Origin of the sequence: Salinibacterium sp. CAN_S4 (assembly GCF_015752305.1) — a bacterium.
Classification (GTDB): domain Bacteria; phylum Actinomycetota; class Actinomycetes; order Actinomycetales; family Microbacteriaceae; genus Rhodoglobus.
Genome location: NZ_JADOVB010000002.1, coordinates 244,104 through 256,516, shown reverse-complemented (window position 1 = coordinate 256,516; position 12,413 = coordinate 244,104). Strand labels below are relative to the sequence as shown.

General features: G+C 65.3%; 15 protein-coding genes, 1 tRNA gene and 1 pseudogene. 12 read left to right on the top strand and 5 right to left on the bottom strand.

The annotated features are described in order from the left end of the window. The first annotated feature begins 4 nt into the window (after positions 1-4). From IWX81_RS07560 to IWX81_RS07525, 8 genes and pseudogenes are all read left to right on the top strand, one after another. Positions 5-823 (top strand): metal ABC transporter ATP-binding protein, encoded by an 819-nt coding sequence (locus IWX81_RS07560; protein WP_199280989.1) that lies wholly within the window; start codon positions 5-7, stop codon positions 821-823. Further along, a pseudogene (locus IWX81_RS07555) lies at positions 820-1,726 on the top strand (metal ABC transporter permease). The gene IWX81_RS07560 and the pseudogene IWX81_RS07555 overlap by 4 nt, the downstream one beginning before the upstream one ends. Continuing rightward, complete coding sequence (locus tag IWX81_RS07550; RefSeq protein ID WP_199280707.1) at positions 1,723-2,169, top strand: Fur family transcriptional regulator; 447 nt, start codon at positions 1,723-1,725, stop codon at positions 2,167-2,169. Before IWX81_RS07555 ends, IWX81_RS07550 begins: the two are co-directional and overlap by 4 nt. 160 nt (positions 2,170-2,329) lie before the next feature. Continuing rightward, positions 2,330-2,566, top strand: a complete 237-nt coding sequence (rpmB, locus tag IWX81_RS07545) for a 50S ribosomal protein L28 (RefSeq protein WP_199280706.1) — start codon at positions 2,330-2,332, stop codon at positions 2,564-2,566. Then, entirely contained in the window at positions 2,566-2,733 is a 168-nt protein-coding gene (rpmG, locus tag IWX81_RS07540) for a 50S ribosomal protein L33 (protein WP_097061546.1), read from the top strand. The genes rpmB and rpmG overlap by 1 nt, the downstream gene beginning before the upstream one ends. Before the next feature lie 2 nt (positions 2,734-2,735). Continuing rightward, positions 2,736-3,041 (top strand): 30S ribosomal protein S14, encoded by a 306-nt coding sequence (gene rpsN, locus IWX81_RS07535; RefSeq protein WP_097061545.1) that lies wholly within the window; start codon positions 2,736-2,738, stop codon positions 3,039-3,041. An 82-nt stretch (positions 3,042-3,123) separates the two neighbouring features. Next, entirely contained in the window at positions 3,124-3,414 is a 291-nt protein-coding gene (locus IWX81_RS07530) for an HU family DNA-binding protein (protein ID WP_199280705.1), read from the top strand. A gap of 148 nt (positions 3,415-3,562) precedes the next feature. Continuing rightward, positions 3,563-5,569: a cytochrome c oxidase assembly protein gene (locus IWX81_RS07525; protein ID WP_199280704.1), complete on the top strand. Its 2,007-nt coding sequence runs from the start codon at positions 3,563-3,565 to the stop codon at positions 5,567-5,569. On the opposite strand, the gene IWX81_RS07520 is transcribed toward IWX81_RS07525, so the two are convergent. Further along, positions 5,553-6,518 carry a hypothetical protein gene (locus IWX81_RS07520; protein WP_199280703.1) on the bottom strand — a complete coding sequence of 322 codons (966 nt, stop codon included), beginning with the start codon at positions 6,516-6,518 and terminating at the stop codon, positions 5,553-5,555. The genes IWX81_RS07525 and IWX81_RS07520 overlap by 17 nt on opposite strands. 98 nt (positions 6,519-6,616) lie before the next feature. Here IWX81_RS07520 and IWX81_RS07515 point away from each other — a divergent pair, with 98 nt between their 5' ends. Next, entirely contained in the window at positions 6,617-7,948 is a 1,332-nt protein-coding gene (locus tag IWX81_RS07515) for an ATP-dependent DNA helicase (RefSeq protein ID WP_334593502.1), read from the top strand. Between the two features lie 91 nt (positions 7,949-8,039). Here IWX81_RS07515 and IWX81_RS07510 read toward each other — a convergent pair whose 3' ends face one another. Both IWX81_RS07510 and IWX81_RS07505 read right to left on the bottom strand, forming a co-directional pair. Then, positions 8,040-8,579 carry a hypothetical protein gene (locus tag IWX81_RS07510; protein WP_199280702.1) on the bottom strand — a complete coding sequence of 180 codons (540 nt, stop codon included), beginning with the start codon at positions 8,577-8,579 and terminating at the stop codon, positions 8,040-8,042. A gap of 39 nt (positions 8,580-8,618) precedes the next feature. Then, positions 8,619-9,041 carry a DUF4383 domain-containing protein gene (locus tag IWX81_RS07505; RefSeq protein ID WP_199280987.1) on the bottom strand — a complete coding sequence of 141 codons (423 nt, stop codon included), beginning with the start codon at positions 9,039-9,041 and terminating at the stop codon, positions 8,619-8,621. A 217-nt stretch (positions 9,042-9,258) separates the two neighbouring features. Here IWX81_RS07505 and IWX81_RS07500 point away from each other — a divergent pair, with 217 nt between their 5' ends. Next, positions 9,259-9,774 carry a DinB family protein gene (locus tag IWX81_RS07500; protein ID WP_199280701.1) on the top strand — a complete coding sequence of 172 codons (516 nt, stop codon included), beginning with the start codon at positions 9,259-9,261 and terminating at the stop codon, positions 9,772-9,774. A gap of 6 nt (positions 9,775-9,780) precedes the next feature. Here IWX81_RS07500 and IWX81_RS07495 read toward each other — a convergent pair whose 3' ends face one another. Together IWX81_RS07495 and IWX81_RS07490 are read right to left on the bottom strand one after the other, a co-directional pair. Next, the gene (locus IWX81_RS07495) at positions 9,781-10,428 is read right to left on the bottom strand and encodes a dienelactone hydrolase family protein (RefSeq protein ID WP_199280700.1); all 648 of its coding nucleotides are present in this window, start codon (positions 10,426-10,428) and stop codon (positions 9,781-9,783) included. A gap of 47 nt (positions 10,429-10,475) precedes the next feature. Continuing rightward, positions 10,476-10,546, bottom strand: a tRNA-Gly gene (locus tag IWX81_RS07490). A gap of 107 nt (positions 10,547-10,653) precedes the next feature. Here IWX81_RS07490 and dcd point away from each other — a divergent pair. Together dcd and IWX81_RS07480 are read left to right on the top strand one after the other, a co-directional pair. Beyond that, positions 10,654-11,259: a dCTP deaminase gene (gene dcd, locus IWX81_RS07485; RefSeq protein WP_199280699.1), complete on the top strand. Its 606-nt coding sequence runs from the start codon at positions 10,654-10,656 to the stop codon at positions 11,257-11,259. Positions 11,260-11,344: 85 nt separating this feature from the next. After that, on the top strand, positions 11,345-12,412 hold the full coding sequence (locus tag IWX81_RS07480; protein WP_199280698.1) for an iron ABC transporter substrate-binding protein: 1,068 nt from the start codon (positions 11,345-11,347) through the stop codon (positions 12,410-12,412). Position 12,413: the final 1 nt, after the last annotated feature.

Sequence of the window (12,413 nt, the reverse complement as noted above, 5' to 3'; positions counted from 1 at the left end):
TCCCATCGGCAACAGTGGTCCCATCGACAGCGCCGGGCCCATCCTCGACATCCGCCAGGCCGGACTCTCCCTGGGCGGGCGGACCCTGTGGAGCGGCCTCGACCTCGCGGTTCAGCCGGGGGAGTTCGTCGCTGTGCTGGGCGCCAACGGCTCGGGTAAGACGAGCCTGCTGCGGTCGATCCTCGGGCAGCTTCCCGTCGACTCGGGCGAGATCCTGCTGCAGGGCAAGCCCGTGCACCGGGGCGACCGGGCGATCGGCTACATCCCGCAACAGCGGATCATGCCGGCCGGCACCGCGCTGAGGGGTCGTGACCTGGTGAGCCTCGGTCTCGACGGTCATCGCTGGGGTGTGCCGTGGCCCTCCCGGCAATCGAGGGAGACGGTGGATGCCCTCATCGAGTCTGTCGGAGCGACGGCGTATGCCGACCTCCCGGTGGGCGTGCTCTCGGGTGGTGAGCAGCAGCGCCTCCGTGTGGGGCAGGCTCTCGCGAGTGATCCTGCGTTGCTGTTGTGCGACGAGCCGCTGTCAAGTCTCGACCTGCATCACCAGCGTGGAGTCGCAGAACTCATCGATAGGGGACTGCACGAGCGGGGTACCGCCGTCGTCTTCGTGACCCATGACATCAATCCGGTGCTCGACATGGTCGACACCGTGCTCTATCTGGCCGCAGGCCGGTTCACGTCCGGCCCTCCGGAGGAGGTGCTGCGCTCTGACGTGCTGAGCGACCTCTACGGAACCCAGGTGGAGGTGATCCGCACCGGTAACAGGGTGTTCGTCGCCGGCGTTCCGGAGTTTCCGCATCACCTCGGGGAGCCAGCATGACCGACGTGTTCTCGGCAGACTTCTGGTCGTCGATCTTCAACTTCAGCGACTACGGGCGACTGCTCGTGCTCGTGCAGAACTCCATCATCGCTGGCGCGATCCTCGGGATCGTCGGCGGGCTGATCGGTGTGTTCGTCATGCAGCGCGACATGGCCTTCGCCGTGCACGGCATCAGCGAGCTCTCGTTCGCGGGCGCGGCGGCGGCCCTAGCTGTTCGGTGCGAACGTCGTCGCCGGATCCCTCGTGGGTTCCCTGCTCGCGGCAACGATCATCGGCGTGCTCGGGTCGAGGGCCCGCGACCGCAACTCCATCATCGGGGTGCTGATGCCGTTCGGGCTCGGGCTGGGCATCCTGTTCCTCGCGCTCTATCCCGGGCGCAGCGGCAACCGGTTCGGCCTGCTCACCGGCCAGATTCTCTCGGTCGACATCCCGCAGCTCGGCGTACTGATCGCCATCAGCATCGTGGTGCTCATCACGCTCCTGGTGATCTGGCGGCCGCTCGTGTTCGACAGCGTTGACCCGGATGTGGCCATGGCCCGTGGCGTCCCCGCTCGCACCCTGTCGATCGTGTTCATGATCCTTCTCGGTCTCATGGTCGCGGTCTCGGTGCAGATCATCGGGGCGCTGCTCGTGCTCGCGCTGCTGGTCACCCCCGCGGCCGCGGCGCTGCGCGTCTCGTCGTCCCCCGTCGTCGTGCCGTTGCTCGCGATGCTCTTCGGATTCGTCTCCGCGGTCGGCGGGGTGCTGCTCGCGATCGGCGGCTCACTGCCGATCAGCCCCTACGTCACCACCATCTCGTTCCTCATCTACATCGGATGCCGCATCGTGGGCCGCGTCAGGGGAGGCCGTTTGCGGCGCCTGTCCGAGTCGTCCACCCCGCAGGCGACGGGAGTCAGCGCATGAAGCGCCACACCTGGCAGCGCGACGCCGTGCGCGACGCCCTCAACACGCGTGAGAACTTCGTGAGCGCGCAGCAACTGCACGCTGCGCTGCGGGCGGGTGGGTCATCCATCGGCCTGGCTACCGTCTACCGCGCGTTGGCCGACCTCGCCGTGGAGGGGGAGGCCGATTCGCTGCAGCAGGAGGGTGAGAGCCTGTATCGCGCGTGCACACCGGGTACCCACCACCATCACCTGATCTGCCGCCGGTGCGGGCTGACGGTCGAGATCGAGGCGGATGCCGTAGAACAGTGGGCGAACTCCGTTGCGGCGGAGCATGGCTTCACGCGTCCGAACCACGTGGTCGACGTCTTCGGCTATTGCGCAGGCTGCTCGCTGGCATCGGGTGAGACCACTCAGCATGAGAAAACACAGGGTTCAATTGCAGAAGCGCCGGTAAACCCGTAACATTGCAGGCTGCAGAGCGGACTCTTCCGCTCACGCACGCACCGAACCTCGCGGAGCACGCCTCGGCACTGCTCCTGACGTTCACTCGCGTGCCGACAAGTGATCTTGGGCGGGCTTTCGGAAACGGAATGCCCGCGGTAACCAGAACAGGAGTAGAACCATGGCAGCAACATGCCAGGTGACAGGAGCCATCCCAGGCTTCGGTCACGCAATCTCGCATTCGCACCGACGCACCAAGCGTCGCTTCGATCCGAACATCCAGAAGAAGAAGTACTACGTACCGTCGCTTCGCCGTAACGTCACGCTGCAGCTGTCCGCCAAGGGCATCAAGGTCATCGACGCTCGTGGCATCGAAGCAGTGGTCAAGGATCTTCTCGCACGTGGGGAGAAAATCTAATGGCTAAGACCCAGGACGTACGCCCGATCATCAAGCTCCGTTCCACCGCTGGAACCGGCTACACCTATGTGACGCGCAAGAACCGTCGCAACAACCCGGATCGCCTCGTGCTGAAGAAGTACGACCCGGTGATTCGCCAGCACGTCGAATTCCGCGAGGAGCGCTAACAATGGCCAAGAAGAGCAAGATCGCCCGCAACGAGCAGCGCAAGGTCATCGTGGCTCGCTACGCGACCAAGCGTCTCGAACTGAAGAAGGCACTCGTCGATCCTGCGGGAACCGACGAATCCCGCGAAGCTGCACGCCTCGGCCTGCAGAAGCTTCCGCGCAACGCTTCGCCGGTCCGCGTTCGCGGCCGCGACGCCATCGACGGACGCCCGCGTGGTTTCCTCAGCCAGTTCGGTGTCTCCCGTGTTCGCTTCCGCGACATGGCGCACCGGGGCGAATTGCCCGGAATTACCAAGTCAAGCTGGTAGATTCCAAGCGGCTCCGGGGATTTTCACCGGGACATCCAACCAGTTCCACCTATAACTGCATCAGGTCCGAGGAGGACATCCCATGGCTGACAAGTCACTAAACCGTACCGAGTTCGTCGCGGCAGTTGCCGCAGAGTCTGGCCAGACCCAGGCTGCAGTCAGCGGCATCGTTGACTCGCTTTTCTCAGTTCTCGCCAAGTCTGTCGGCGACGGCACGAAGGTGTCCATCCCGGGATGGATCTCCGTCGAGCGCACCGACCGCGCAGCGCGCACCGGACGCAACCCGCAGACCGGTGAAGCGATCGACATCAAGGCAAGCAAGGGCGTCAAGATCAGCGCCGGAAGCAAGCTGAAAGCCGCTGCAAAGGGCTAAGCAGCTCACACCGCAGGACTTTTTCACGACAGGGCGGCATCCGAACGGATGTCGCCCTTCGTCGTTTCCTGACGGGCTACACGCGCTCGCCATTGCGCGGCATGGCGCTAACGGCGAGCTCCCCAAGTGGCCGACGTACACTGTTCTGGTGCCACGCCTCGTCCGGATCTCCGCTCCCGCGACCCTCATTCTGGCGGCTTTGCTCGCCCTTCTCGCGTCGCTCGCTTTCGGAGGTGGCGCCGATGCCCCGCAGCTGATCGACCCCGGCGCCGCGGCACGATACGGGCTCCCGATCTCGAAGCTCCTCGTCAACATCGGCGTCGCCGGCACCATCGGAGCCCTGGTGCTGGCGTTGTTCGCCCTGGACTCGAGTAAGCCGGAGTTCTCGAGGGCGCTGGATGTCGCGGCCGGGGCATCCGCCCTGTGGGCCGTCGCGTCAGCTGCTACCGCCTTCTTCACGTTCCTGACAGTCCTGCAGCCGACCATCAGCCTGGACAACGCGTTCGGTGATGTGCTTGCCGGCTTCCTCACCGGCACTGGACTCGGCCAGGCGTGGCTGGCGACCACGCTGATCGCCGCGACGGTCACCGTGCTCTGTTTTGCTGTACGCAATATGACGGTGCTGGTATTCGTCACGCTCGCCGCTGTCGCCGGTCTCGTGCCGATGTCGCTCGAGGGCCACACGGGCGGCACGGAGAACCACGACGCTGCCACCACCGCTATCTTCCTGCACATCCTCTTCGCGGGGATCTGGCTCGGGGGGCTCATCACCATCGTGCTCGTGAAACCGACCCTCGAGAAGGGTCGACTCGCTGCCGTGATGGCGCGGTACTCGACAGTCGCGCTGGTCAGCTTCATCGTCGTGGCGGCATCCGGATATCTCAGTGCCCAGATCAGGGTCGAAGAGATCGGCAATCTGCTGTCGCCGTACGGCATCCTCGTGCTGGTCAAGGTGGCGTCCCTGCTCGCGCTCGGGCTGTTCGGTGCCGTGCAGCGCCGATACTTCATCGGCAGGATGCAGGCGGCCACGGGCAGCGGCCGCGGATTCTTCTGGTGGGTGGTGACGGCGGAGATCGCGTTCATGGGGATCGCGTCGGGAGTGGCCGCCGCCCTGGCTCGTACCGCGACCCCCGTGCCCGAGGTCACGGCGGCGGATCTCGCACGGCCCACACCGGCTGAGCTGCTCACCGGGAGCCCGCTGCCGCCTCCCGTCACGATCGAGCGGCTGTTCACCCTCTGGAACTTCGACCTGCTCTGGATCCTGGTCTGCGGATTCGGGATCTTCTTCTACGTCGCCGCGGTCCTCAGGCTGCGCCGGCGCGGTGACTCGTGGCCGATCCTGCGCACGGTGTTGTGGATCGCTGGGATGCTCCTGCTGTTCTACATCACCAACGGCGGCATCAACGTGTACGAGAAGTTCCTCTTCTCCCAGCACATGCTCGCCCATATGGTGCTCGGCATGGGCATCCCGGTGCTGCTGGTTCCCGGTGCACCCATCACCCTCGCGTTGCGCACGATCGAGAAGCGCGCAGATGGCAGTCGTGGCGTGCGCGAGTGGCTCCTCCTTCTCGTGCACTCGAAGTATTTCGAGTTCCTCGGCAAGCCGCTCGTCGCTGCCGTGCTGTTCGCCGCGTCGCTCTGGGCGTTCTACTACACGCCGCTGTTCGGCTGGGCGACCACCAACCACATCGGTCACGAGTGGATGGTCATCCACTTCCTGTTGACCGGGTACCTGTTCGTGCAGGCGCTCATCGGGGTGGATCCGTCGCCGTCGAGGCCGCCGTACCCGATCCGGCTGCTCATCCTGCTCGGGACCATGGCCTTCCACGCTTTCTTCGGCCTGGCTCTGATGTCGGGAACCGGGCTGCTGCTCGCGGACTGGTACGGCTCGATGGGCTGGGATACCGGTATCACGGCGCTTCAGGACCAGCAGATCGGTGGCGGTATCGCGTGGAGCGTCGGCGAGATCCCGACTGTCGCCCTCGCGATCGTCGTCGCGATCATGTGGTCACGTAGCGATGCGAAGGAGTCGAAGCGCTACGACCGCAAGGCGGACCGTGACGGTGACGCCGAGCTCGAAGAGTACAACGCGATGCTTGCGGGGCGGGCGCGCACTGACGCGGCCGCGACATCGACGACTAACGCTGGGCGCTGATCAGCAACTCGTCGTCGCCGACGAAGGTCACGAGGTAGCTGACCGTGAACGGCACATCCTCATCGAAGACCGAGGTCGTGCCGTCGAAGAGGGACTGCACGTCGACGGTCAGGTGGGCTGCCGCATTCGTCGCGGGCATCAGCCAGCTACCGGGTTCTGCGCCCGGCGCCAGCGATACCGACGGATACTCGCTCATCGACCATTCGGGAGTCGAGGCTATGCGGTTGGAGATCTGCTGCCCGAAGGGGCATCCGGTCGGCAACAGCACGGTTTGTGTGGTGCACGTGTCGAGGAAGTCGTCGATCTCGCCCTGCACCTGGTCGACAAACGCGGAATTCGCCCGCACGTCGAGGGCCGCGACGACCGATGCTCCGGGCTGGGTCGCGCTCACGAGCAGGGGAGTCGCCGTTAGGAAGGTGGACTCATGAGTGACGGCGATCGCGCTGGGGGTGAACACGACGAGCGGCACGGCCGTGCCCTGCTCAGGGGCGCTGAGATCGACACCGTTCGCGGTGAAATCCTGGGAGTTCAGCACCGAGAGCTGCACGACGCTGTACGGAGCCGTGGCGAATCCCCAGCTCGGGAACAGGCCGAGTACGCTGCCGGTCTGCCGCACATCGAAGCTCGACTGGCCCGGCTTGCCGGCCGCGAGGTAGGAGAACACCACGCGCTGCACGCCGTCGGCGAAGCGGGACTCGCTGACGAACTCCACATCGTCGAGGTCACTCATGGCCGAGCGCTCGAGCATCGCCCTCGTGGCCGTGCTGCGCTCGCCGGGGCCGGCGAGCTCGAGAGCTGCTGGCGCATCCTTGTTCTCGAGCGCGTCGAGGTAACTCTTCACGAAGCCGCTCGAACTGTAGAGAGTGGCGTTGAGTGCGCTGACAGTGATTGCGAAGGCGCCGACCACCGCTGCCGCAACGACGGCCCAGATGATGATCGTGCGGTTCACGAGTCCCATCCTAAATTGCGCATGCGGCATGCCCCCGCATTCTGAACAGTCGCGGCACGGTCGCACCATGCTCCGGATGCCCCGGGTACAGTGAAGCGGTGAATGGGGAAGCGGTGAATGCTGACGCGCGGAACGGGCTGCACCTGTCGCCCGAGCAGCAGGCCGTGTTCGATGCGATCGAGACGACCCAGCAGAACCTCTTCATCACCGGTCGCGCCGGAACCGGTAAGTCCACTCTCCTGAACTACCTGTCCGAGAACACGTCGAAGCAGATCGTGATCTGTGCGCCGACGGGAGTCGCGGCATTGAACGTCGGCGGGCAGACCATCCACTCGCTGTTCCGACTGCCGATCGGAGTCATCGCCGACCACGACATCGACCAGGGCGTCGAGTTGCGCAAACTGCTCAGCACCATCGACACCCTCGTCATCGACGAGGTCTCGATGGTCAACGCCGACCTGCTCGATGCGATCGACAGGTCCCTGAGGCAGGCCAGGCAGCGCAAGCATGAGGCGTTCGGCGGCGTACAGGTGGTGCTGTTCGGCGACCCGTACCAGCTCGCGCCGGTGCCCGGTGAGGGCGAAGAGCGCGCCTACTTCGAGGATCACTACCGCTCGATCTGGTTCTTCGACGCGAAGGTGTGGGATGACACCGACCTCACGATCTACGAACTGACGACCATCCATCGCCAGCATGAAGCCGAATTCAAGTACATGCTGAACGCGGTGCGGCACGGCGGGGTGACGGCGGAGATCGCCGCGAGGCTGAACGAGGTGGGCGCACGATCGGCTCCGACCGATGGGGCGATCACGCTCGCGACCACCAACGGCACAGTCACGAGGATCAACGCGACCCAGCTCGCGAGACTGCCGGGGCGGGTGCTTACCGCCAAAGCCGAGGTCAGTGGCGACTTCAACGGGCGCGCATTCCCGGCAGACGAAGCCCTCGAGCTCAAGATGGGCGCGCGGGTGATGTTCCTGCGCAACGACACCGGCTATGAGAACGGCGGCCAGCGCTGGGTCAACGGCACCGTCGGCACCGTCGTCAAGATCGACTCGACGGTGTGGGTGGATGTCGACGGCGAACGCCACGAGGTTCGACCGGCGGTCTGGGAGAAGTTCAAGTACAACTATTCGTCGCTGACGAAGTCGCTGCGCAAAGACGTGGTCGCGGAGTTCACCCAGTTCCCGCTGAGGCTCGCGTGGGCCGTGACGATCCATAAGTCGCAGGGCAAGACCTACGATCGCGCGATAGTCGACCTCGGGCAGCGATCGTTCGCGCCAGGGCAGACCTATGTCGCACTGAGCCGCATCAGTGCGCTCGACGGGCTCTACCTGTCACGTCCGCTTCGCCCGAGCGACATCATCGTCGACGAAAACGTGGTGCGGTTCATGTCACGGGTGACCGCGATTCCCGCGATCAGGGCGTAGCAGCGCGCCTTTCAGCAGCTCCGCCCTTGAGCAGCGCGCCCTTCAGCAGCTCCGCCCTTCAGCAGCCCGCCCTTGAACAGCGGGCAGGCCGCTAGTGGGCGTCGTGACTCGGCAGGTTGAACTGCCCGGTGTGCTGCCCGTGGGGTGGCGCGTATAGCCCGGCCCCCGTCGCGGCAAGCGCCGGAGTGGTGAGTGCGCCGACGACCAGTGCTCCCGCCATGAGGCTCACGAGGTAGCTCGGAGCGCTCGGAGCGCTCGGGGTGCTTGCGGGCGTGCCTGCCGCGCGACGCAGGGTGATGGCGAGCATCCCGGCGACGACGAGCTCGAACAGGGTGGCCACCGCCATGGGCAGCAGGGGGAGGGCTTCCGCCAGTGACGGAGCTGCGGTGGCGGTCGAGGCCACGAGCACCACTATCCACAGGGCAATGGGCAGCATGGCCGCGACAAGGGCAACCCTCGGCAGCGGGACGGAGTCGCGGGCGAAGGTGGTGACCCCCCATCCGAATTCCAGCAGGCCGAACGTGGCCAGGACGATCGCCAGGGGCACAGGGGCACCGATCACGAGGGCTACATGGATGAGTCCGGTGCCGATGGCGGCGAACGCCAGCCACGCCCGCGGAATCATCGACATCATCCAGTTCCTTCTGCCACGGCCATCAGGGACCGGAGGTCAGGACGCGTTGAGCGGTGACGATGCTTTCGCCGCCGGCTTGTCGGCGCCGAGGCCGACGGCCAGCAGCACAGCCGCGCTGGCGAAGTGCAGCACGTTGTCGGCAGCGTTGAGGGCGAGGATGTTCACCGCGGTTCCTACGAGCAGCAAACCGGCGAGACCGAGCACCAGGTAGGCAGCACCGATCACGGTATTGAGGAACTTCGCCGAAGCGGCTCCCGACAGCCCTGCGAGCAGCAGGCCGGAGCCGATGAGCAGGTGGGCGACGTTGTGGAAGACGTTGACCTCGAACAGGCCGAGCAGCAATCCACCTTCTGTCGCGAAGAATCCGACTCCGGGTGTCGCCCCGAAACCGAGCAGGCCGACGAGGATGTAGACGAGCCCGAAGACCACGCCGAGCAGTCTGTTGGGCGACTGTGAGATGCGCGACTGCGAGATGCGCGACTGCGACATGGGATGCTCCTCGGTACGAAATGGGTGCGATGCGACAGGGGTGCGGCGCGAACTCTCTGCACGCGCAATTCCTATTCGTAGCGCTTCACCCGGCAGTTTGCCAGCACAGCGGGCGCCAACATCGTTGCCGCAGAATTCTGGCAGCACACCTGTGGCACGCGCGGTCAGTCAGCGCGAGGATGGGTGCATGCCGATCACACCTGACACCAAGAACTGGACCTGGGTCATCGAGAAGCCCTGTCCCGAATGCGGTTTCGACGCGGCCACGTTCGATGCGAAGGATGTCGCGACCATGCTGCTCGCGAACGCTGCGGCCTGGCCCGCGGTGCTTCACCGCGCGGACGTGCGCATCCGACCCGACGACTCGACGTGGTCACCACTGGAGTACGCGGCGCACGTGCGCGATGTGTTCCGTCTGTACGACCACAGGCTCGAACTCATGCAGAGCGACGATAATCCGCTGTATCCGAACTGGGACCAGGATGCCACGGCCGTCGCCGAGCGCTACAACGAGCAGGATCCGGCCACCGTCTCGGCCGAGCTCACCGAGGCCGCGGCATCGCTCGCTGCGGCTCTGGGCAGGGTCACCGACTGGTCACGCCCCGGGCGGCGCAGTGACGGAGTGCAGTTCACGATCGAGTCGTTCGCGACATACTTCATCCACGATCCGATCCACCACCTGCATGACGTCGGTGGGCAATAAAAACACTCAGTCGATGAGCTGAGCCTCGAGGAAGACCGCTGTGCGGGCGAAAGCTAGAGCGGCGGCTCTCGTGTCGAGCCCGCCGGGCAGGCTCGCGTTCGCGAAGGAGTGCTGGGTGCCGGCGTAGGTGTGCTGGGTGACGGGCGTTCCGTGGTCGTTGAGCCTGGCGACGAAGGATTCGGGATCCTCGTCGGTGCGCCAGCTGTCGACCTCTGCCCACTGCAGCAGCACAGGGCACGGGATCACGCCGTGGTCGGCCGATCCGAGGCTTGCGTAGTACGCGACGACGGCATCGGCTCCACCGCCCTGGGCGTGGAGCAGTGCGAGCCAGCCGCCCATGGAGAAGCCGACGAGTCCGACGCGTTCGACCCCGGTCTCCTGGTCCTGTTCGACGGCGTCATCGATGATCGACAGGGCTCTCGCGACATCCAGACTCTCCATGAGACCGCGGGCGGCCGCCTGGTCTGGTGTGCAGAATCCGTTGTAGAGGTCGGGCACGGCGACGCGGAAACCACGACTCGCAACGGCGGTGGCGAACGGCTCGAGCCAGGGCATCCTGCCGTACATGTCGTGCAGCACGACGACTGCGGGATTGCCGGGTTCGCCATAGAACAGGGTCTCGCCGGGGGAGGGGATCGGCACGAGGGCGGTCATGGTGTCCCTTCGGGCGTGAAGAGTGGATAACTCGTCGACACAATCGGAGCGAATGACGGGAATCGAACCCGCACTATCTGCTTGGGAAGCAGAAGTTCTGCCATTGAACTACATTCGCGTGACCGCTCTCGCGGTGCGATCTCGAGTCTAGCCAGTGCGAGTCCAGCCAGTACTTCGAATCCGCTGCCTGCGCTTGGCGATAGTGCTTGTCGATAGTGTGGGCGCATGCTTCTCAGCGATCGCGATATCAGGGCAGAACTCGCATCCGGCCGCATCGGCCTCGACCCCCTCGACCTGGAGATGGTGCAGCCGTCGAGCATCGACGTGCGGCTCGACAGGTTCTTCCGGCTGTTCGATAACCATAAGTACCCCTTTATCGATCCCGCGGAAGACCAGCCCGATCTCACGCACCTCGTCGAGGTGGATGCCGACCAGCCGTTCATCCTGCATCCGGGCGAATTCGTGCTCGGCTCGACCTTCGAGCTCGTGACGCTTCCGGATGACGTCGCGGCCCGACTCGAGGGCAAGAGCTCGTTGGGGCGGCTCGGGTTGCTCACCCACTCCACCGCTGGTTTCGTCGACCCGGGATTCTCCGGCCACGTCACGCTGGAGCTGTCGAACGTCGCGACGCTGCCGATCAAGCTCTGGCCGGGGATGAAGATCGGCCAGTTGTGCTTCATCCGCACCAGCTCGCCCGTCGACAACCCCTACGGTTCCGGTCCTTCCGGTTCGCGATACCAGGGCCAGCGGGGTCCGACGGCGTCCCGCAGCTTCAAGAACTTCCACCACACAGACGTCCGTTCGACCGATGCCGGAGCGCCCGGCGCCTAGAGCTCAGGTGGGCTATTCTCACGGAATTGCGACTACCGGCGAGATCGCTTAGGTTTGCCTTACCTAAGATTGGATTCCTCGGCTCATGCGTTCTGTTCGTTCTTCATCACTCACCCTCGGTGTCGCCACTACCGTGATCGCTGCCCTCGCGCTCACCGCCTGCGCTCCCGCCACCACCCCGGATGACGCGGGATCCACCCCGGCCAGCACCCCGGTCAGCGATGGCAGCTTCGTGCTCTACTCCGGCAGGGACGAAGCTCTCGTCCAGCCCCTCATCGACACGTTCGAGGCGGCGACCGACATCGAGGTCGAGGTGCGCTACGGCAACACGGCCGAACTCGCCGCCCTGCTGATCGAAGAAGGCGACGCGTCCCCGGCGCAGGTCTACCTGTCGCAGGATGCCGGGGCCCTCGGTGCTCTCAGCGACGCCGGTCTCTTCAGCACGCTCCCCACCGACGTCACCGAATCGGTGCCGGCCGGCTTCACCTCCACGGACGGCTCCTGGGTCGGAGTCACAGGCCGGGCACGGGTGATCGCCTACGACTCAGCCGAACTGGATGCCGACGCCGTCCCCACCTCGATCGACGCCTTTGCCGAACCCGAATGGAACGGTCGTGTCGCCATCGCGCCGAGCAACGCCAGTTTCCAGTCGTTCGTCACGGCCTACCGCGTACTGAAGGGTGAAGACGCGGCCGACGCCTGGGTCGCCGGGCTGGCCGCCAACAATCCCCAGATCTTCGACAGCAACCGTGCCATCCTCTCCGCGGTCAACGACGGTGTCGTCGACGTCGGACTGATCAACCACTACTACTGGTTCGCCCAGGCCGCCGAGACCGGCGTGGACAGCATGCGTGCGCAGCTGTCGTACCCGGCCGCCGGCGACCCAGGATCGATCGTGAATGTCACGGGAGCTGGCATCCTGAGTACCGGTGCGACCGACGCGGATGCCCTCGAATTCGTGCGATACCTGCTGTCGACCGAGGCGCAGGAATACTTCGTCGACGAGACGTTCGAATACCCGCTCGTGGAAGGCATCGACGCTCCGGAGGGTCTGCCGGGGCTCGACAGCCTCAAGAACTCGGACCTCGACCTCGCCGACCTGGCGAGCCTCGCCGAGACCCAGGCCCTGCTCGCGCAGTACGGCTTGATCTAGC

Excerpts from the sequence above, each read along its gene's own strand:
- IWX81_RS07550 (WP_199280707.1), top strand. The coding sequence starts at position 1,723 with ATGAAGCGCCACACCTGGCAGCGCGACGCCGTGCGCGACGCCCTCAAC.
- rpmB (WP_199280706.1), top strand. The coding sequence starts at position 2,330 with ATGGCAGCAACATGCCAGGTGACAGGAGCCATCCCAGGCTTCGGTCAC.
- rpmG (WP_097061546.1), top strand. The coding sequence starts at position 2,566 with ATGGCTAAGACCCAGGACGTACGCCCGATCATCAAGCTCCGTTCCACC.
- rpsN (WP_097061545.1), top strand. The coding sequence starts at position 2,736 with ATGGCCAAGAAGAGCAAGATCGCCCGCAACGAGCAGCGCAAGGTCATC.
- IWX81_RS07530 (WP_199280705.1), top strand. The coding sequence starts at position 3,124 with ATGGCTGACAAGTCACTAAACCGTACCGAGTTCGTCGCGGCAGTTGCC.
- IWX81_RS07510 (WP_199280702.1), bottom strand. The coding sequence starts at position 8,579 with ATGTCGATGATTCCGCGGGCGTGGCTGGCGTTCGCCGCCATCGGCACC.
- IWX81_RS07500 (WP_199280701.1), top strand. The coding sequence starts at position 9,259 with ATGCCGATCACACCTGACACCAAGAACTGGACCTGGGTCATCGAGAAG.
- IWX81_RS07495 (WP_199280700.1), bottom strand. The coding sequence starts at position 10,428 with ATGACCGCCCTCGTGCCGATCCCCTCCCCCGGCGAGACCCTGTTCTAT.
- dcd (WP_199280699.1), top strand. The coding sequence starts at position 10,654 with ATGCTTCTCAGCGATCGCGATATCAGGGCAGAACTCGCATCCGGCCGC.
- IWX81_RS07480 (WP_199280698.1), top strand. The coding sequence starts at position 11,345 with ATGCGTTCTGTTCGTTCTTCATCACTCACCCTCGGTGTCGCCACTACC.